The 16,928-nt window shown below is 62.8% G+C and carries 16 protein-coding genes and 1 tRNA gene; 5 read left to right on the top strand and 12 right to left on the bottom strand.

The annotated features are described in order from the left end of the window. Positions 1-7: 7 nt before the first annotated feature. The 8 genes from QCE73_RS05255 to QCE73_RS05290 form a co-directional block, all read right to left on the bottom strand. Positions 8-754 (bottom strand): MotA/TolQ/ExbB proton channel family protein, encoded by a 747-nt coding sequence (locus QCE73_RS05255; RefSeq protein ID WP_035506532.1) that lies wholly within the window; start codon positions 752-754, stop codon positions 8-10. A 34-nt stretch (positions 755-788) separates the two neighbouring features. Next, positions 789-1,520, bottom strand: coding sequence for an energy transducer TonB (locus QCE73_RS05260; RefSeq protein ID WP_035506535.1), 732 nt, complete (start codon positions 1,518-1,520; stop codon positions 789-791). A 327-nt stretch (positions 1,521-1,847) separates the two neighbouring features. Continuing rightward, positions 1,848-2,084, bottom strand: coding sequence for a bacterioferritin-associated ferredoxin (locus QCE73_RS05265; RefSeq protein ID WP_062262113.1), 237 nt, complete (start codon positions 2,082-2,084; stop codon positions 1,848-1,850). A gap of 176 nt (positions 2,085-2,260) precedes the next feature. Continuing rightward, a complete protein-coding gene (murI, locus tag QCE73_RS05270) occupies positions 2,261-3,142 on the bottom strand; it encodes a glutamate racemase (protein ID WP_309880092.1) in 882 nt (293 codons plus the stop codon). Between the two features lie 4 nt (positions 3,143-3,146). Beyond that, positions 3,147-3,623, bottom strand: a complete 477-nt coding sequence (gene bfr / locus QCE73_RS05275) for a bacterioferritin (protein WP_035506542.1) — start codon at positions 3,621-3,623, stop codon at positions 3,147-3,149. 205 nt (positions 3,624-3,828) lie between these two features. Beyond that, on the bottom strand, positions 3,829-5,352 hold the full coding sequence (locus tag QCE73_RS05280) for a fumarate hydratase (RefSeq protein WP_309880094.1): 1,524 nt from the start codon (positions 5,350-5,352) through the stop codon (positions 3,829-3,831). A gap of 50 nt (positions 5,353-5,402) precedes the next feature. Beyond that, positions 5,403-5,990: a TIGR00645 family protein gene (locus QCE73_RS05285; RefSeq protein WP_075583926.1), complete on the bottom strand. Its 588-nt coding sequence runs from the start codon at positions 5,988-5,990 to the stop codon at positions 5,403-5,405. A 192-nt stretch (positions 5,991-6,182) separates the two neighbouring features. Then, a complete protein-coding gene (locus QCE73_RS05290; RefSeq protein ID WP_309880095.1) occupies positions 6,183-7,082 on the bottom strand; it encodes a DMT family transporter in 900 nt (299 codons plus the stop codon). A gap of 333 nt (positions 7,083-7,415) precedes the next feature. Here QCE73_RS05290 and acs point away from each other — a divergent pair, with 333 nt between their 5' ends. The 4 genes from acs (at position 7,416) to QCE73_RS05310 (ending at position 11,956) form a co-directional block, all read left to right on the top strand. Then, positions 7,416-9,398 carry an acetate--CoA ligase gene (gene acs, locus QCE73_RS05295; RefSeq protein WP_309880096.1) on the top strand — a complete coding sequence of 661 codons (1,983 nt, stop codon included), beginning with the start codon at positions 7,416-7,418 and terminating at the stop codon, positions 9,396-9,398. 77 nt (positions 9,399-9,475) lie between these two features. Continuing rightward, positions 9,476-9,802, top strand: a complete 327-nt coding sequence (locus QCE73_RS05300) for a DUF4212 domain-containing protein (RefSeq protein ID WP_309880097.1) — start codon at positions 9,476-9,478, stop codon at positions 9,800-9,802. Continuing rightward, positions 9,799-11,823: a sodium:solute symporter family protein gene (locus QCE73_RS05305; RefSeq protein WP_309880098.1), complete on the top strand. Its 2,025-nt coding sequence runs from the start codon at positions 9,799-9,801 to the stop codon at positions 11,821-11,823. Before QCE73_RS05300 ends, QCE73_RS05305 begins: the two co-directional genes overlap by 4 nt. A 43-nt stretch (positions 11,824-11,866) precedes the next feature. Beyond that, positions 11,867-11,956: transfer RNA gene (locus QCE73_RS05310), tRNA-Ser, on the top strand. A gap of 798 nt (positions 11,957-12,754) precedes the next feature. Here the strand turns inward: QCE73_RS05310 and QCE73_RS05315 are convergent. The 3 genes from QCE73_RS05315 to QCE73_RS05325 form a co-directional block, all read right to left on the bottom strand. After that, a complete protein-coding gene (locus QCE73_RS05315) occupies positions 12,755-13,129 on the bottom strand; it encodes a hypothetical protein (RefSeq protein ID WP_309880099.1) in 375 nt (124 codons plus the stop codon). 119 nt (positions 13,130-13,248) lie between these two features. After that, on the bottom strand, positions 13,249-13,389 hold the full coding sequence (locus tag QCE73_RS05320; RefSeq protein WP_309880100.1) for a hypothetical protein: 141 nt from the start codon (positions 13,387-13,389) through the stop codon (positions 13,249-13,251). A 162-nt stretch (positions 13,390-13,551) separates the two neighbouring features. Next, entirely contained in the window at positions 13,552-14,490 is a 939-nt protein-coding gene (locus tag QCE73_RS05325) for a CHAD domain-containing protein (RefSeq protein WP_309880101.1), read from the bottom strand. A 296-nt stretch (positions 14,491-14,786) separates the two neighbouring features. Between QCE73_RS05325 and QCE73_RS05330 the strand changes: the two genes are divergently transcribed. Then, a complete protein-coding gene (locus QCE73_RS05330) occupies positions 14,787-16,373 on the top strand; it encodes an inorganic phosphate transporter (protein ID WP_309880102.1) in 1,587 nt (528 codons plus the stop codon). A gap of 11 nt (positions 16,374-16,384) precedes the next feature. Here the strand turns inward: QCE73_RS05330 and QCE73_RS05335 are convergent, their stop codons facing one another. Beyond that, positions 16,385-16,903 carry a hypothetical protein gene (locus tag QCE73_RS05335; RefSeq protein WP_309880104.1) on the bottom strand — a complete coding sequence of 173 codons (519 nt, stop codon included), beginning with the start codon at positions 16,901-16,903 and terminating at the stop codon, positions 16,385-16,387. Positions 16,904-16,928: the final 25 nt, after the last annotated feature.

The raw sequence follows: 16,928 nt of genomic DNA on the forward strand, positions 1-16,928 counted from the left end.
CCCGGACTTACGACGCGCGCGTCGCGAGACGCAGGCTGTCGGTCGAGCCGTTCGTCGCGCGCTTGGTCGACGAGAGCTTCGAGCCCGTGACGAAGAATGCGTGCAGACCGTGCGCGAAGCGGTTCAGTTTCGTGACGATGCCCTTGTTCGCGCGGGTGAGGGCGTTGTAGCCGAGCACCGCCGGAATCGCGACGAAGAGGCCGAACGCGGTCATGATGAGCGATTCGCCGACCGGACCGGCAACCTGATCGATCGAGGTCTGGCCCGTCGCGCCGATGGTCAGCAGCGCGTGATAGATACCCCAGACCGTGCCGAACAGGCCGACGAACGGCGACGTGGAACCGATCGACGCGAGAATCGCGAGACCCGACTGCATGCGGCCGACGCCTTCGTCCATCACGTCCTTGAGGCAGCGCGTGATCCAGTCCGACACGTCCATCCGGTCATGCAGATGCGGCTGCGTCTGGTGATGATGGTCGGCGGCTTCCTGCCCGGCGAGCGCGAGCGCGAGGAACGGGTTGTCCGCCGGGCTCGACGACTGGCTGCCGAGCTTCTTGATGCCGTCGCTGAAGTCGTCGGAATGCCAGAACGCCTGTTCGGCGTTCTTGGTCAGGCGCTTCAGGCGCACGACATTCCACGCCTTCACGACGATCACCGTCCACGAAAGCACCGACATGATGACGAGCGCGAGCGCGATGCCCCGCGTCACGAAGTCGCCTTGCGCCCAGACGTGCGCAATCCCGTAGTTTTCCATTTTCTCTTTCCTTCCTTGTATCTAAAAAAATCGATCAGTCGTTCAGACTGAAGACGAATGGCACCGTGGCGGTCGCGCGAATCGCTTCGCCATTTTCCTTGTACGGGCTGCACGCGCTGCCGCGTACCGCTTCGAGCGCCGCGTCGTCGAGCCGCGACGAACCGCTGCTCTTTTGCAGCGTGATGTTTTCGATCTTGCCCGACAGCCCCACCGTCAGACGGATGACGGCCGTGCCGGTTTCGCCGCGGCGCTTGGCTGTCGCCGGATAGTCTGGCTGCGCGATGTTACAGCTGAGGCGCGCAACGTTCTTCGGCGCGGCGAGATCCATGCTCGGCTTGCCGATGGCGGGCGCGGCGGGCGGCGGCGCGGGTTGAGCAGGCGCGGGCGGCGTCGGTTCGGGCGCGGGCGCGGCAATTTGCGAAGGCGCTTCGGTGACCGGCATCGGCGTGGGCTTCGGCTCGATCTTCGGTTTGACCTTCGGCTTGGGCTGCGGCTTCGGAACGGGCTGCGGGACCGGTTTGGGCGGCGGCGGCGTTTCAACGGCGACCGGCTGCGGCGCGGGTTGCGGCGTTTCGCTGATCAATTGCGCGGTGATCGATTTGGCTTCGATCGGGCGCGGCAGCGGCTCGTGGCGCATCGTCAGCGCGACGCCCAGTAGCGCGGCGTGAATGACGACGACAGCGGCGCACGCCGCGATGACGCGCGGATTGGCGTTCGATGCTGGCGCTGTCTGGAATGCGGCGGGAGTAGTGGTCGGGGACTGCATTGTTATTGGCTGCTTGCAATACTGCGTGAATGCTTGCTGAAAACGCTGCTTTCCAACTCGAGGTCCAGCGACTGCGCAGGCACGGTGCGGAAGAAACCAGGCGACGTCATTTTCGGAAAATAAGCAGGGAGATAAACAGGGTGGCCACGAAGCCGATCAGCAGTTCCATCTTTCCCTCCAGGGGTAAAGGGTTGCGCGGCTGGCTAAAAGTGACCGGAAGTTCGAAGGTAACCTGGCTTGCTGGAGGCGAGAAAACGACCTGACGGCGCCGCTGGAGAACAACGGGCGCCGCCGGTTGTGCGCGGCGCAGCGGCTGCGCGAGTTGCTTCAGGCGGCTTGACGCTCGTAGAACGTGAGCGGCGCGACATGCTCGCGATGCTCGACGCCGCACCGCGAGGCGCAGACGCCGCTTTGTGCCATCACATCGCGAACGGTTTCCTCACACTTGCCGCAGCACAGCGCGACGCCGAGCTCGAATTGCAACTCGTCGAAGGTATCCACCCCTTCGGCGATGGCGGTTCGAATCTTCCGGTCGGACACTGACTTGCAGACACAGACAATCATGATCGTTCGCAATAGTTAGCGTTAATGCGAATTATTATCATTCGGTATTGACGCGTTTGCAAGCGAGGCTCGGTGTTTTTTGTAACAGAGCGCGCAAGTTAGCGGGGTTATTGCTAGAGAGCCTTGCCTGGCGGGGGAAAGCGCGCGAAGGAACCGCCGGCGCGCGTGAAAAACCCTCAGGCGATGTCGGGTTCAGCGAGGCGCGTACGGCGCGAAGGGATATCGACGTGCTCGACTTTGGCGTCGAGCTGTAGCAGGGCGGCGGCGAGTTGGCGCTGGGAATCGCCATCGGCGGTGGAATAGAAGCGCGGCAGGGTGTCGGGCGGCGCGGCGAGGTTCTTCAGCGCGTGGGCGTCCAGCAGACGATCGAGCTGCCGCGCGATGGCGACGCTCGTATCGACGATCTGCAGCCGCTCCCCGGCGATATCGCGGATCGCGCGATCGAGAAAAGGGTAGTGCGTGCAGCCGAGCACGAGCGTGTCTGCGCCGGCGTCGAGCATGGGCGCGATATAGCTTTCCAGCAGTGCCATCAGCGCCGGCGACGACGTATCGCAGCGCTCGACCGCCTGAACCAGCCCGTGTCCTGCCTGACAGATGAACCGGCAATCGCCCGCGTAACGGTCGAGCAGCGACTGAAAGCGCGCGGAGCGCAATGTGACGGCCGTGGCGAGTACGCCGACCACGCGCGACTTCGACACCGCCGCCGCGGGTTTCACCCCCGGCTCGACGCCGACGAGCGGGATCGGCAGACGCTCGCGCACGAGCGCGATCGACTGGGCGGTGGCCGTGTTGCACGCGACGACGAGCGCCTTCGCACCTTGTCCGACGAGCCATTCCCCGATCGCCATCGCGCGGTCGACGATGAAGTCGTCGTCACGCTCGCCATACGGCGCATACCGCGAATCGGCGACGTAGATCAGGCGTTCGTGCGGCAGCGTCGCGCGCACGGCGCGCAGCACCGACAAGCCGCCGAGACCGGAATCGAAAATGCCGACCGGCGCGCTCGCGTCGGACGCGGCACGCTCGTTCGGCTTCAGGGAAGGCACTGCGCCGGGCATGCGATTACTCGTGATCGCCCATCATGGTTTGCTGGTAATTCTGGATGCCGACCTTGTCGATCAGATCGAGCTGCGTTTCCAGCCAGTCGATGTGCTCTTCGGTGTCGTGCAGAATCTTTTCGAAGATTTCGCGCGACACGAAGTCACGCACCGACTCGCAATATGCGATGGCTTCCTTGCAGGTCGACTGGGAAATCTGCTCGAGCTTCAGATCGCATTCGAGGATTTCCTTGGTTTCTTCGCCGATCAGCAGCTTGTGCAGATCCTGCAGATTCGGCAGGCCGTCGAGCATGAACACGCGCTGGATGAGCCAGTCGGCATGCTTCATTTCGCCGATCGATTCGTCGTATTCGTGCTTGTTGAGCTTCTCGAGGCCCCAGTGCTGATACATCCGGGCGTGCAGGAAGTATTGATTGATCGCAGTCAGTTCGTTCTTCAACTGCGAATTCAGATATTCGATGACTTTCGCGTCGCCTTGCATGATTTCGTGTCCTGTTCTTAACGTGGGGCTTCTGAAAAGATAAACCTTGAGCGTGACAATGCCAAGGTTGAGTAGAAATTTTTTGTTTCAGACGAAACTGAGAATGAAAACCTTTCTCGACTAGCGGCGTTCGAAAGAAAAGAGCCGGGCGGATTGCCCGGCTCCTGACAGTCTCTAGCGGTAATAAACCGCCATTAAGCAGCGATCAAGCCGTCGCGACCGGAATCTTGCCGATCTTCGCCTGCCATTCGGCGGGACCGGTCTTGTGGACCGACGTGCCGCTCGAATCGACGGCGACCGTCACTGGCATGTCCTGCACGTCGAATTCGTAGATCGCTTCCATGCCGAGATCCTCGAACGCGAGCACCTTCGCCGCGCGAATCGCCTTCGACACGAGATACGCCGCGCCGCCGACCGCCATCAGATACGCGGCCTTGTGATTCTTGATGGACTCGATCGCGACCGGACCGCGCTCGGCTTTGCCGATCATCGAGATGAGGCCGGTTTGCGCGAGCATCATCTCGGTGAATTTGTCCATGCGCGTGGCCGTGGTCGGGCCTGCCGGACCGACGGCTTCGTCGCGCACCGGATCGACCGGGCCGACGTAATAGATCACGCGGTTCGTGAAATCGACCGGCAGCTTTTCGCCCTTGGCGAGCATGTCGGCGATGCGCTTGTGCGCGGCGTCGCGGCCCGTCAGCATCTTGCCCGACAGGAGCAGCGTCTGGCCCGGCTTCCACGATGCGACTTCTTCCGGCGTCAGCGTGTTCAGGTCGATGCGCTTGCTGGTTTCCGTGTTCGGCGCCCAGGTGACCTTCGGCCAGGCGTCGAGCGGCGGCGCTTCGAGTTTCGCGGCGCCCGAGCCGTCGAGCGTGAAATGCGCGTGGCGCGTGGCCGCGCAGTTCGGGATGATCGCGACCGGCTTCGATGCCGCGTGCGTCGGCGCTGCCATGATCTTCACGTCGAGCACGGTCGCGAGGCCGCCGAGACCTTGCGCGCCGATGCCGAGCGCGTTCACTTTCTCGTGCAGTTCCACGCGCAGCTCTTCGATCCAGTCCTGCGGCCCGCGCGCGATGACGTCCTGAATGTCGATTGGGTCCATCAGCGATTCCTTCGCCATGACCATCGCCTTTTCAGCGGTGCCGCCGATGCCGATGCCGAGCATGCCCGGCGGGCACCAGCCGGCGCCCATCGTCGGCACGGTCTTCAGGATCCAGTCGACGATCGAATCCGACGGATTCAGCATCGCGAACTTCGACTTGTTCTCCGAGCCGCCGCCCTTGGCCGCGACCTGCACGTCGACCTTGTCGCCTGGCACGATCTCGTAGTGGATCACGGCCGGCGTGTTGTCCTTCGTGTTCTTGCGGCCGCCTTCGGGCGGACTCACGATCGATGCGCGCAACACGTTGTCCGGATTCAGGTAACCTCGGCGCACGCCTTCGTTGATCATGTCGGTGACCGACATCGTCGCACCGTCCCAGCGCACATCCATGCCGACTTTCACGAAGACCGTGACGATGCCCGTGTCCTGGCAGATCGGGCGCTTGCCTTCGGCGCACATGCGGCTGTTGGTCAGGATCTGCGCGATCGCGTCCTTCGCGGCGGGGCTCTCTTCCAGCTCGTAGGCGCGGCCGAGCGCCTGAATATAGTCGAGCGGATGGTAGTAGCTGATGTACTGCAGCGAATCGGCGATGCTCTGAATCAGGTCTTCCTGCTTGATGACTGTCATGGCTTGGGCTCTGGGGGACGAAATTATTTGTGCGCGTTCTGTCGGACGCTTCAGTCGAGCGCGCTGCGGGGCGCGACGGTTTCGCTGTGAAAGTGCGTCGGATGCGTATGCGTGGTCAGCCGGTCGACATACGCCATGATGAGCGCGGAAAGGAGGAACGCGACATGGATGATCACCTGCCACATCACCCCGTAGAACGTGTGCTGGTCGGGGTTGATGAAGGTTTTCAGCAGGTGGATCGACGAAATGCTGATGAGCGCCATCGACAGCTTCACTTTCAGCACGCCCGCGTTGACGTGATCGAGCCATTCGGGCTCGTCGGGATGGCCTTCCACGCCGAGGCGCGACACGAAGGTCTCATACCCGCCGACGATCACCATGATGAGCAGATTCGAGATCATGACCACGTCGATCAGGCCGAGGACGACGAGCATGATGTTGGTTTCGTCGAGCGTCATCGCGTGCGTGACGAGGTGCCACACTTCCTTCAGGAACAACACGACGTAGACGGCTTGCGCGACGATCAGGCCCAGATAGAGCGGGACCTGGAGCCATCGGCTCATGAAGATGACTTTTGGCAGCACTTTCATCGAGCCGGGCTGAGAGGGCGAGGCGGAAGAATGCTTCGGAGCGGACATGGGCGGCTTTTCAGTCGAGGTGGATCGGACCGGAAATGATGACGGGCGAATATGACGAAGAAAAACGTACGATGCGCCGGCAAACGCGCGTTTGAGCGCAATTGCGGTGTCAGGAAGCCCGCTATTGTAGCGCGTCACCGCGCGGGCCTGCCGAAAGCTTTCAGAATGCGCTGAGGAACGGCCGAGCCGCTGCTAAACACCCGTTTCCCTCGGCACGGGGCGGGTAGCGCGCGACTTGAAGCTCGCGAGCGCGATCCCCGTCACGACGCACGCGAGCGCGACGCCATGCGCGAGCGTCGGCCGCTCGTCGAGGAAAGCGATGCCGTAGAGCGCCGCCGCCACCGGCAGCACGGCGCAGAACACGCCGGCGAGACTGCCGTCGACGTGGCGGATGCCTTTCATCCATAGCCAGAACGAGAAGATGCTGGCGGAGAGTCCATACCACAGGACGAGCGCCCACGTGTCCCAGGCGACGCCGGTCCAGTCGAACTGCGCGAGCGAAGCCGCCCCGACGGGCAGCATCAGCAGCAGACCGATGGCGTGTGTGTACGCGCAGATGTCGATGGCGGGCAGCGTCTGCGTGAGACGGCGCGATAGGATCACATAGAGCGATTCGCAGCACACCGCGCCGAGCACCATCAGATTGCCGGGCAAGGAGCTCGCGCCCGTGTCGCCGGCCTGAGCGACGTTGATGACGAGCACGCCCGCGATCGCCAGTCCGATGGACGCGAACGCCCGTCCGCCCGGCTTCTCCTTCAGGAAGATCCACGCGAAGAGCGCGACCACGGCCGGAATCGTGCTCGTGATGACGCCCGCCGCGACCGCGCTCGTGCGCGCGACGCCGCCCAGCATCAGCAGCGTGAAACCGAATGTGCCGAACAATGCCTGCAGGAAAAGATTGAGCCACTCGCCGCGCGCGACGCGCTTCATCTTCGACCAGCGCAACAGCGGCCAGAGCACCGCGAGCGCGATCACGAAGCGCAGCAGCGCGAACAGCGGAACGGGAACGGAAGCGACGATCGACTTGCCGATGCCGACGTTGCTTCCGACGAGCAGCATGGAGCCGATGAGTAATAGGGCGTAGCGATTCAAGCTGGATACCGCGCGGGTAGTTCAGTTACGATTGTGGGGACGCATTGTAGAAGCCGCGTGGACTCCGTGTATACCCCGTGCCCGTTGGGCCGGCCACGTAAGAAGCGGGTAAGTTGAACGGCTTATCTTGAATTCAATGCAGGATGTCATGGGCGGCCGAATGTGCCCTGACATGCTTTTCGTGCCGCCCGGCACGGTTCAACGGAGACAAGGTTGGAAACGGGAACGCCGCGCGCTTCCCGCGTTCGAACCTCATAAACATGCGGCGCACGCAGCCCATTCAGCGATGCGCGCGCCGCCGGATTTTGGAAACACCATCAGGAGAGGTTGTCGATGTCTGCGATCGAATCGGTTCTTCAGGAAAAACGTGTGTTCCCGCCGTCAGCCAAGGCAACGTCGGGTGCGGCAATCTCCGGCATGGACGCCTACAAGGCGCTGGCAGCGGAAGCAGAGCGCGATTACGAAGGCTTCTGGGCACGCGTCGCACGCGAGACGCTCACCTGGCACAAGCCGTTCACCAAGGTGCTGGATGAATCGAAAGCGCCGTTCTATACGTGGTTCGAGGACGGCGAACTCAACGCGTCCTACAACTGTCTCGACCGTCACGTCGAAGCGGGCCGCGGCAACGAGAACGCGATCATCTTCGAAGCCGACGACGGCACCGTCACCAACGTCACCTATCAGGATCTGCTGGAGCGCGTCAGCCGTCTGGCCAACGCGCTCAGGAAGCGCGGCGTGAAGAAGGGCGATCGCGTCGTGATCTATCTGCCGATGTCGGTGGAAGGCGTGGTTGCGATGCAGGCGTGCGTGCGCATCGGCGCGACGCATTCGGTCGTGTTCGGCGGCTTCTCGTCGAAGTCGCTCAATGAACGTCTCGTCGATGTCGGCGCGGTCGCGCTCATCACCGCCGACGAGCAGATGCGCGGCGGCAAGGCGCTGCCGCTGAAGAGCATCGCCGATGAAGCGCTCGCGGCCGGCGGCTGCGAGAAAGTGAAGGACGTCATCGTGTATCGGCGCACGGGCGGCAAGGTCGCATGGACTGAAGGCCGCGACGTGTGGCTGCACGAGATCGTCGAAAAGGAATCGGCGACGTGCGAGCCGGAGTGGGTGAGCGCGGAGCATCCGCTCTTCATCCTCTATACGTCGGGTTCGACGGGCAAGCCCAAGGGCGTGCAGCACAGCACGGCGGGCGTCCTGCTGTGGGCCGCGCAGACGATGAAGTGGACCTTCGACATGAAGCCGGGCGACATCTTCTGGTGCACGGCGGACATCGGCTGGATCACGGGACACAGCTATATCGCGTACGGGCCGCTCGCGATCGGCGCGACGCAGGTCATGTTCGAAGGGGTGCCGACGTATCCGCACGCGGGCCGTTTCTGGGAAATGATCGACCGCCACAAGGTCACGATTTTCTACACGGCGCCCACGGCCATCCGCTCGCTCATCAAGGTGTCGGAAGCGGACGAGAAGGTGCATCCGAAGAGCTACGACCTGTCGACGCTGCGCATTCTCGGCACGGTCGGCGAGCCGATCAATCCGGAAGCGTGGATGTGGTACCACGAGAACGTCGGCAAGGGTCAATGTCCGATCGTCGATACCTGGTGGCAGACGGAAACCGGCGGCCACATGATCACGCCGCTGCCGGGCGCGACGCCGCTCGTGCCGGGTTCGTGCACGCTGCCGCTGCCGGGCATCATGGCCGCGGTCGTCGACGAAACCGGTCAGGACGTGCCGAACGGACAGGGCGGCATTCTGGTCGTCAAACGTCCGTGGCCGTCGATGCTGCGTAACGTGTGGGGCGATCCGAAGCGCTATCAGACGAGCTACTTCCCCGAGGAACTCGGCGGCAAGCTGTATCTCGCCGGCGACGGCGCGGTGCGCGACAAGGAAACCGGCTACTTCACGATCATGGGCCGTATCGACGATGTGCTGAACGTCTCCGGCCACCGTCTCGGCACGATGGAAATCGAGTCGGCGCTGGTCGCCAATCCGATGGTCGCGGAAGCGGCGGTCGTCGGCCGGCCGGACGATACGACGGGTGAAGCCGTGGTCGCGTTCGTCGTGCTGAAGCGCACGCGTCCGGAAGGCGACGAAGCGAAACAGATCGCGACCGAGCTGCGCAACTGGGTCGGCAAGGAAATCGGCCCGATCGCGAAGCCGAAGGACATCCGCTTCGGCGAGAATCTGCCGAAGACGCGCTCGGGCAAGATCATGCGCCGTCTCCTGCGCTCACTCGCGAAGGGCGAGGAAATCACGCAGGACGTCTCGACGCTCGAGAATCCCGCCATCCTCGATCAGCTCGGCGAAGCGCGCTGATCCTGCGCCGGCCGCGGCCCGCTGCGGGCGCGGTCGATCCTTATTGCCGATGCCATGCGGTTTTGTTAAAAAGCCGCATGTCCGATTTCTCCAGCCCGACGCCCGCCTCACCGCCGCCCGTATCGGCGGCGATGGCGCGTGCGCATCGGCGCTACTGGCGCTTCAACGTCGCGTTGATCGCCGTGCTGATGACGATCGGCTTTATCGTCTCGTTCGGTCTGCCGCTTTTCGCGCAACGCTTCGAGCACGTGCGCGTCGCGGGCTTTCCGCTGCCGTTCTACTTCGGCGCGCAGGGCGCGATTCTCGTCTACGTCGCGCTGATCCTCGTCTATATCGTGCTGATGCAAGTCGCCGATGCGCGCCTTCTGCGTGCCGCCCGGTCGGAACAGGGCGATGAGGCATGAAGCTCACGAACCGGCTGATCCTTTACTACACGCTCTATACGCTCGGCTTTCTGCTTTTCATCTTCCTGATGGAGCGTATCGAGCGCACGACGGGGCCGGGCATGTGGATCGGCTACGTGTTCCTGTTCGTGCCGATCGCCGTGTATGCGGTGATCGGACTTTTGTCGCGCACGTCAGATCTCGTCGAATACTACGTGGCGGGGCGGCGCGTGCCGTCCGCGTTCAATGGCATGGCGACCGCCGCCGACTGGCTCTCGGCTGCGTCGTTCATCGGTCTCGCGGGTTCGATCTACGCGAGCGGCTACGATGGCCTCGCGTACGTGATGGGCTGGACGGGCGGCTACTGTCTCGTCGCTTTCCTGCTCGCGCCTTACGTGCGCAAGCTCGCGCGCTACACGATTCCCGATTTTCTCGGCACGCGCTTTTCCAGCAATCTGGTGCGCGCGCTCGCGGCCGTCGCGGCGATTCTCTGTTCGTTCGTGTATCTCGTCGCGCAGATCCAGGGCATCGGGTTGATTGCGTCACGCTTCATCGGCATCGAGTTTTCGATCGGCATCTTTTGTGGGCTCGCGGGCATTCTCGTGTGCTCGTTTCTCGGCGGCATGCGCGCGGTGACATGGACGCAGGTCGCGCAATACATCATCCTCATCAGCGCGATGCTGATTCCGGTGTCGATGATTGCTCATCGCGAAGGGCTCGGCTGGTTTCCGCAATTCAACTATGGACGCGTGATGGAGCGCGTCGAAGCGCTCGAACGCGAAGTCGCCGTCTCGCCCGATGAAGCGCGCGTGCGCGCCGATTTTCAGCGTCAGGCCGCGCAGATTCAGCAGCGCATCGATGCGTTGCCGCGTTCGTTCCACGACGAGCACGCGCGCCTTGTCGCCGAGATCGCCGAATTGCGCCGGCACAACGGTCCGCTGCGCGAGATCAACGAACGTGAGCGCGAGCTCGCGGCCTTTCCGCGCGATCCCGCCGATGCGCAAGCCAAATGGTCCCGCGAACGCGATGCATTGATCGAGCGCGTCGCCGCGCCGGTGCCGATGACCGAGGCGTTCGCACCCGGCTCTTCCGGGGACGAGAGTCCGCGGCTGCATCAGGTGAACTTTCTGTCGCTGCTCCTGTGCCTGTCGATCGGCACGGCGAGCCTGCCGCACATTCTCACGCGCTACAACACGACGACATCGGTGTCGTCCGCGCGGCGTTCGGTCGGGTGGACGCTGTTCTTCGTCGCGCTTTTCTATTTGACAGTGCCGGTGCTCGCGGTGCTCATCAAACACGAGATATTGACGGGACTCGTCGGTCATCGCTTCGCGGATCTGCCGCAGTGGGTCACGCAGTGGCGGCGCGTGGAGCCGTATCTGATCCGCATCAGCGACGTGAACGGCGACGGCATCGTGCGCTGGGCCGGCATCCAGATGCAGCCGGACATGGTGGTGCTCGCGGCGCCCGAGATCGCCGGATTGCCGTATGTGATCTCCGGCCTGATCGCGGCGGGCGCGCTGGCGGCTGCGCTCTCGACGGCCGACGGCCTCCTGCTCACGATCGCCAATGCGCTGTCGCACGATGTGTACTACTGCATGGTCGATCGCCGCGCGTCCAGTCAGCGGCGCGTGACGATCTCCAAGATTCTGCTGCTTGGCGTCGCTTTGCTCGCGTCGTATGTGGCGTCGCTCAATGCGGGCAACATTCTGTTTCTCGTCGGTGCGGCGTTCTCTCTTGCGGCGTCGAGTCTCTTTCCGGCGCTCGTGCTCGGCGTGTTCTGGAAGCGCACGACACAGCGCGGCGTCGTCGCGGGGATGATCGCGGGGCTCGTCGTGTGCGTGTACTACATCGTGTCGACGTATCCGTTCTTCGTGCAACTGACGGGCTTCGCGGGGCCGCGCTGGTTCGGCATCGAGCCGATCAGCTCGGGCGTGTTCGGTGTGCCGGCGGGGTTCGCGGTGGCGATCGCGGTGAGCCTTGTCGATCGCAAACCGGATGCGTACACGCGGGCGCTCGTCGATTACATTCGTCATCCGTAGGGGCTGGCGCACGCGCGGGAAGTTGGTATAATCGCGGTCTTCCGGAGAGATGGATGAGTGGTTTAAGTCGCACGCCTGGAAAGCGTGTATAGGGTAAAACCTATCGGGGGTTCGAATCCCCCTCTCTCCGCCAGAATCTCAAGCCCTTGATCTTCAAGGGCTTTTTTAATGCGCGATTGATATTCGATATTGCGCAAGGTCAATCGACGTGACGCGAAACGTCGAGCGCTGCCGTTTCGATGCTCGTGTGGTTCCGATTTAAGAACCCCGCGCACTTTCATCATTTTCCTAAGCCTCAACCGGAGTTGCGAACCTGGTTCGTCGACGATTCACGTAGTTAAAATTTCGGATAACTATATAAAAACGACCGCGCAAGATTCGCAGCACGGCAAGCGCGTGAGTGAAGGAAAGGGGAGGCAGGCAGGAAGGGATGTCGTAAGAGTAGTGGGCGCCGGTATGGCTGCGCCTCTAATAATGCTCGATGAACTCTCGCACATGGCAGGGCGCAGCGGCCCATGCAACCCACCTCTTACGACATTCAGAAGGATAGTCGATACGCGCCAGAAAGGAATCGGATAAGTCGCGTTATGCGAGCGATAAACCTTTCATTTTCAAGATCGTTCAGCGTCGTATCGGCTTTCGGGCGAACGCGGCGATAGGATCGTCGTCAGCCGTAGTGACCGCGGTCTGAACCGGAGCCTTATGCGCCGCCTTCGCGCTCTTCTGCAGTGCAGCAGACTTTGGCTGAGTGTGAGCGATCTGGGCGCTCGACATCCACTGCTCTGTGTATCTCGCGCTGGCGGGCGAGGTGCTCGAAAAGAGCGCAACGACGACCGTCGTCAGTAAAACGCTGGGTGTTCGCATGGTTGTGATTTTGTTCTGGAACAGCGATCTCGCTCGCGCCATAGCGGCACGCGAGCGAGACGAAAACTCAATGCGAGGAGATCATCATCGGAGCGTTCTGATTTTCCGCGTCGTAGTGCAGGGCCGAATTGGCCGCCTGCTCGTGAACCAGAACCTCGCGCGCGGCCTGGGCTCCGCGCTCATATCCCGACTTCGTCGCGTGTTCCTCGAGCGCGCCGATGAGCGGCAACTGTTCTTCAGCGACCGAGCGCATCAGATTCAGAATGTCGCGACGCATCGATTCGGAATACCCGCAGAACTGTTCGAAACCGCCCGGCGCCGCGACCATATTCACAAGCGATATGAGCAGGCGAGCGCGGGTGGTGCAATGCTCGCTGACCTGCACCGATTGCGAGAGCGTCGCGTAGCCGTTTGCGTCGACGGAAATCTGCAGTTCTTTCATTCTTGAGCCTCTTGTAAAAATAGAAAGGTCTGCATTTAAGCGGCTCAAGCAGTAAAAAACGCTCGGACAAATCCGATTACCTCGACGCGCGACGATCCTTTACCTTCGGATGCGCTCGCTCACGCAAAGAGCCTCACCAACGCGCGCCAGAAAGCGCTCCAGCGACCCTGCGTGATCGTGCGCGACGCGTCCATGTCGCGCTGCCAGGTGGCGTTTTCCTGATCGTCGCGCGTCCGCGTGACGAGTGTCCCGAAGTACATGGCGAATCCTCACTGCGGATGTGGATGACGGAAGGCGTCGCTATGAGCGGCAGCCATGCGTTCAGGATGCCTGTACGACCGCAGTCGCAACACCCGGATGACGGCTGCCAACCGAAGGAGGGAGCGAAGATGGACGAAAGGAGGGACCGGCTTGCGCGCGCGTCAGACGGAATGAGGCAGCGAGCGCAGACGCTTGAGCGCGGCGCGCGATTCGTCGCGGGCTGTCTTGTCGAGCCAGCGCGTCGCTTCGTCGATGGCGTCCTTGTCGTTCAGCGCCCGCGCGACGCGTCGCAAGACCGCCTCGCTCGCGAGCACGTCATGGAGTCGCACGAGCGCGGCCTGTGCCGCGAGCAGATGCGTCATCGTGTGCCGATGCTCGCGTTCCAGCACCGGCGCGAACATTTCGAGCAGGCACTGCAGTTTCGTCGCCGCTTCCTCGATGCTGCGCAAAGTCTTCGCATCCACGCGCTTCATCTTCGACGCCCGATGTTCCCGCTTGCTGAGCATGTCATCGGCGAGCGAGACGCGCTGGCGCGCGAACTCTTCCAGCGTGCGATCCTCGCCGCGCGCCTCTAGACGCCGACGCGCATCCGCGAGCGCGCGACGCAGCAACACATCGACGTGCGCCTTGCGCAGCGTGACGCAACTCGTCGCCGATGCGTCGCGCCGCTCCAGTCGCAGCGTGCGCACGACCGGCCCGAGGCGCGTGCAATTCTCGTTGGCATGTGAGAGCAGATCGCACGCGGCATCGAGTTCATGCGGCTCGCCGGCGATGTCCGCGAGACGTTTGAAGCGCTTGCGCACCACGCGCGCTTCCTTCTCGTCGAGCAGCGGCTCGAACGCCCACCATATCGCGCGCAGCCGGCTCAGCGTCGAACGCAGCCGTTCCAGCAATTCGATGTCGGTACGCTCGGCCATCAGTTCCGTCTGCTGGAAGGCTTCGCTCGCGAGCGGGGCGGTCAGCATGATGAAAGCATCGGCGACGGGCTGATCGCGAAGGGCGTGCGGATCGGACACGCGCGCGCGCGACTCGGCGGGGTAAGGGCTGAGCGAACCGCTCAGGCTCTTGCGAACAAGCGCTGGGTCGAAGTTCAGTGTCATCGTCTCTCGGTATGCACTTATATCGCACGACGCTTTTTTTATATTTCGGTTTCGTTCGTGCGCCGGCAGTTTTCGCCGTCACTCAGCGGGTGTGCTGGCCGGAAACATAGACATGCAGAATGTCACTCGTATGACAGCGCGGACCTTTTCCGATGAAATCGTTCTCGCGGCCATGGGATGGCTCTCGGCTGCGCATGGCGAAAGTTTTACGCGAGGTGTTGACACAAAAGATTCACAGTCGGCAAGGTCGGCCGAACGTATGCTTTGCACCGCTACGGTAAACGCGCGAGGCGATCATGCCGGATGTTGCATTTCCCCAGCAAGGCGGCGTGAGCGAACGCGCGCGCCGCACCAGTCTCCTCGTCTTCCTCTTCATACTCATCGGCGGCGTCGGTTATGTCGGATTGCATCTGGCGACCGATCTCGAATCCGTCCGGATGAGTTCCGCACTACCTTACTTTCTGCTTGGCGTCGCGCTTCTGATCGCGCTCGGATTCGAGTTCGTCAATGGCTTTCACGACACCGCCAACGCCGTCGCAACCGTCATCTATACGCATTCGCTGACACCGAACATCGCGGTGGTCTGGTCGGGTACGTGGAATTTCATCGGCGTGCTCGTTTCGAGCGGCGCGGTCGCGTTCGGCATCCTGCAACTGCTGCCCGTCGAGCTGATTCTCCAGGTCGGCAGCAGCGCAGGCTTCGCGATGGTCTTCGCGCTGCTCATCGCCGCCATCATCTGGAATCTCGCGACGTGGTATTTCGGCCTGCCGTCGTCGAGCTCGCATACGCTGATCGGTTCGATCATCGGCGTGGGATTGATGAATCAGCTGATGCGCGGGCCGAACGGCACGAGCGGCGTCGACTGGTCGCAGGCCGCCGGCGTCGGCAAGTCGCTGCTGTTTTCGCCGATCGTCGGCTTCGTCTGCTCCGCGTTGCTGCTGCTCGCTCTGAAGGCGCTCGTGCGCGTGCCGGCGCTGTACAAGGAGCCGAAGAAGAATCATCCGCCGCCGTTCTGGATTCGCGCGCTGCTGATTCTGACGTGCACGGGCGTGTCGTTTGCGCACGGCTCGAACGACGGGCAAAAGGGCATGGGCCTCATCATGCTGATTCTGATCGGCACGGTGCCCACGGCTTACGCGCTCAACAAGGCGGTGAGTCCTTCTGAGACGCAAAGCTTCGTCGCCGTGGCGCACGAGGCATCCGCGACCTTCGCGAAGTATCTGAACAACGCGCCGCCTTCCTCCGATGCGCGCGAGGACACACAGTCCTATGTCCGAACCCGCCAGCTTTCACCCGCGACCTTGCCCGCGGTGAAGCAACTGACCGATATCGTCGCGAACCAGGTCGGCGCGTCGGGATCGCTCGCCGCGGTGCCGAAGGACATGGTCGATAACGTGCGCAACAACATGTACCTCATTTCCGAAGCGATCCGGCTGATGGAGAAGGCGAACACGCCCGCGTTCACGCCCGAAGACCGCAGCGTGATCGACAACTATCGGAAGCAGCTCGATCACGCGACGAAGTTCATTCCGACGTGGGTGAAGGTCGCGGTGGCGATCGCGCTCGGTCTCGGCACGATGGTCGGCTGGAAGCGCATCGTCGTGACCGTGGGCGAGAAGATCGGCAAGCAGCATCTGACATACGGGCAGGGCGCTTCGGCCGAACTGGTCGCGATGCTGACCATCGGCGCCGCCGATGCCTACGGCCTGCCGGTCTCGACGACGCACGTGCTGTCCTCGGGCGTCGCAGGGACGATGGCCGCCAACGGCTCGGGGCTGCAATGGAATACCGTGCGCAGCCTCGTGCTCGCATGGATATTGACCTTGCCGGCCTCGATCGCGCTGGCGGCCGCTCTGTACTGGGTCTTCCGAAATCTCTTCTGAGGCCCGGACGTTCAGGCGTTCGCGGGGCGGCCGGTCTTGACCGTTTCGAGCGCCTTGATCGCTTCGACGAGACGCTTCTCGGGCGCGGCGTCGAGCATCGCGAGCGCGGCGCGCAGCAGTTCGCTCTTCTTCACGCGCACGCCATTCTTTTGGCACTTCTCCTTGAGGGAGGCGATCTTCGCGTAGTCCGACTTGGGCATCGTGAAGCTGTCGCGCACGACCTTTTCCTTCTTCACGCGCCGGGTTTTCGCGTCCGCCTTGGGCTGGCTCGCGACAGTCTTCGAGGTCTTCTTCGCAACCGCGGCGGCTTCGACCGAAGCCGTCTTCGCGGCCGGTTTCTTCGCGGTCTTTTTCGTCGTGGCCGGGGCCGCCGCCTTCGTCCGGGTCTTCGGTGTCGGAGCGGCCGCCTTGGTTTGCGTCTTCTTGCCTGCCTTGTCGTCGGCCTTCGCGGGGGCCTCGGCCTTGTCAGCGGCGCCCTTCGGGAAATGGAACGCCTTCTTGGTCGGCGCCTTGACTTGCGGTGTGCTCATCCGTTCTCTCCTCGCGTGTGTGGAG

Origin of the sequence: Caballeronia sp. LZ029, from assembly GCF_031451275.1 — a bacterium.
GTDB classification, from domain to species: Bacteria; Pseudomonadota; Gammaproteobacteria; order Burkholderiales; family Burkholderiaceae; genus Caballeronia; species Caballeronia jiangsuensis.

Excerpts from the sequence above, each read along its gene's own strand:
- QCE73_RS05285 (WP_075583926.1), bottom strand. The coding sequence starts at position 5,990 with ATGTCCGCTCCGAAGCATTCTTCCGCCTCGCCCTCTCAGCCCGGCTCG.
- QCE73_RS05330 (WP_309880102.1), top strand. The coding sequence starts at position 14,787 with ATGCCGGATGTTGCATTTCCCCAGCAAGGCGGCGTGAGCGAACGCGCG.
- QCE73_RS05280 (WP_309880094.1), bottom strand. The coding sequence starts at position 5,352 with ATGACAGTCATCAAGCAGGAAGACCTGATTCAGAGCATCGCCGATTCG.
- QCE73_RS05320 (WP_309880100.1), bottom strand. The coding sequence starts at position 13,389 with ATGTACTTCGGGACACTCGTCACGCGGACGCGCGACGATCAGGAAAAC.
- bfr (WP_035506542.1), bottom strand. The coding sequence starts at position 3,623 with ATGCAAGGCGACGCGAAAGTCATCGAATATCTGAATTCGCAGTTGAAG.
- QCE73_RS05305 (WP_309880098.1), top strand. The coding sequence starts at position 9,799 with ATGAAGCTCACGAACCGGCTGATCCTTTACTACACGCTCTATACGCTC.
- QCE73_RS05325 (WP_309880101.1), bottom strand. The coding sequence starts at position 14,490 with ATGACACTGAACTTCGACCCAGCGCTTGTTCGCAAGAGCCTGAGCGGT.
- QCE73_RS05265 (WP_062262113.1), bottom strand. The coding sequence starts at position 2,084 with ATGATTGTCTGTGTCTGCAAGTCAGTGTCCGACCGGAAGATTCGAACC.
- QCE73_RS05260 (WP_035506535.1), bottom strand. The coding sequence starts at position 1,520 with ATGCAGTCCCCGACCACTACTCCCGCCGCATTCCAGACAGCGCCAGCA.
- QCE73_RS05335 (WP_309880104.1), bottom strand. The coding sequence starts at position 16,903 with ATGAGCACACCGCAAGTCAAGGCGCCGACCAAGAAGGCGTTCCATTTC.
- murI (WP_309880092.1), bottom strand. The coding sequence starts at position 3,142 with ATGCCCGGCGCAGTGCCTTCCCTGAAGCCGAACGAGCGTGCCGCGTCC.
- QCE73_RS05300 (WP_309880097.1), top strand. The coding sequence starts at position 9,476 with ATGTCCGATTTCTCCAGCCCGACGCCCGCCTCACCGCCGCCCGTATCG.
- QCE73_RS05255 (WP_035506532.1), bottom strand. The coding sequence starts at position 754 with ATGGAAAACTACGGGATTGCGCACGTCTGGGCGCAAGGCGACTTCGTG.
- QCE73_RS05315 (WP_309880099.1), bottom strand. The coding sequence starts at position 13,129 with ATGAAAGAACTGCAGATTTCCGTCGACGCAAACGGCTACGCGACGCTC.
- acs (WP_309880096.1), top strand. The coding sequence starts at position 7,416 with ATGTCTGCGATCGAATCGGTTCTTCAGGAAAAACGTGTGTTCCCGCCG.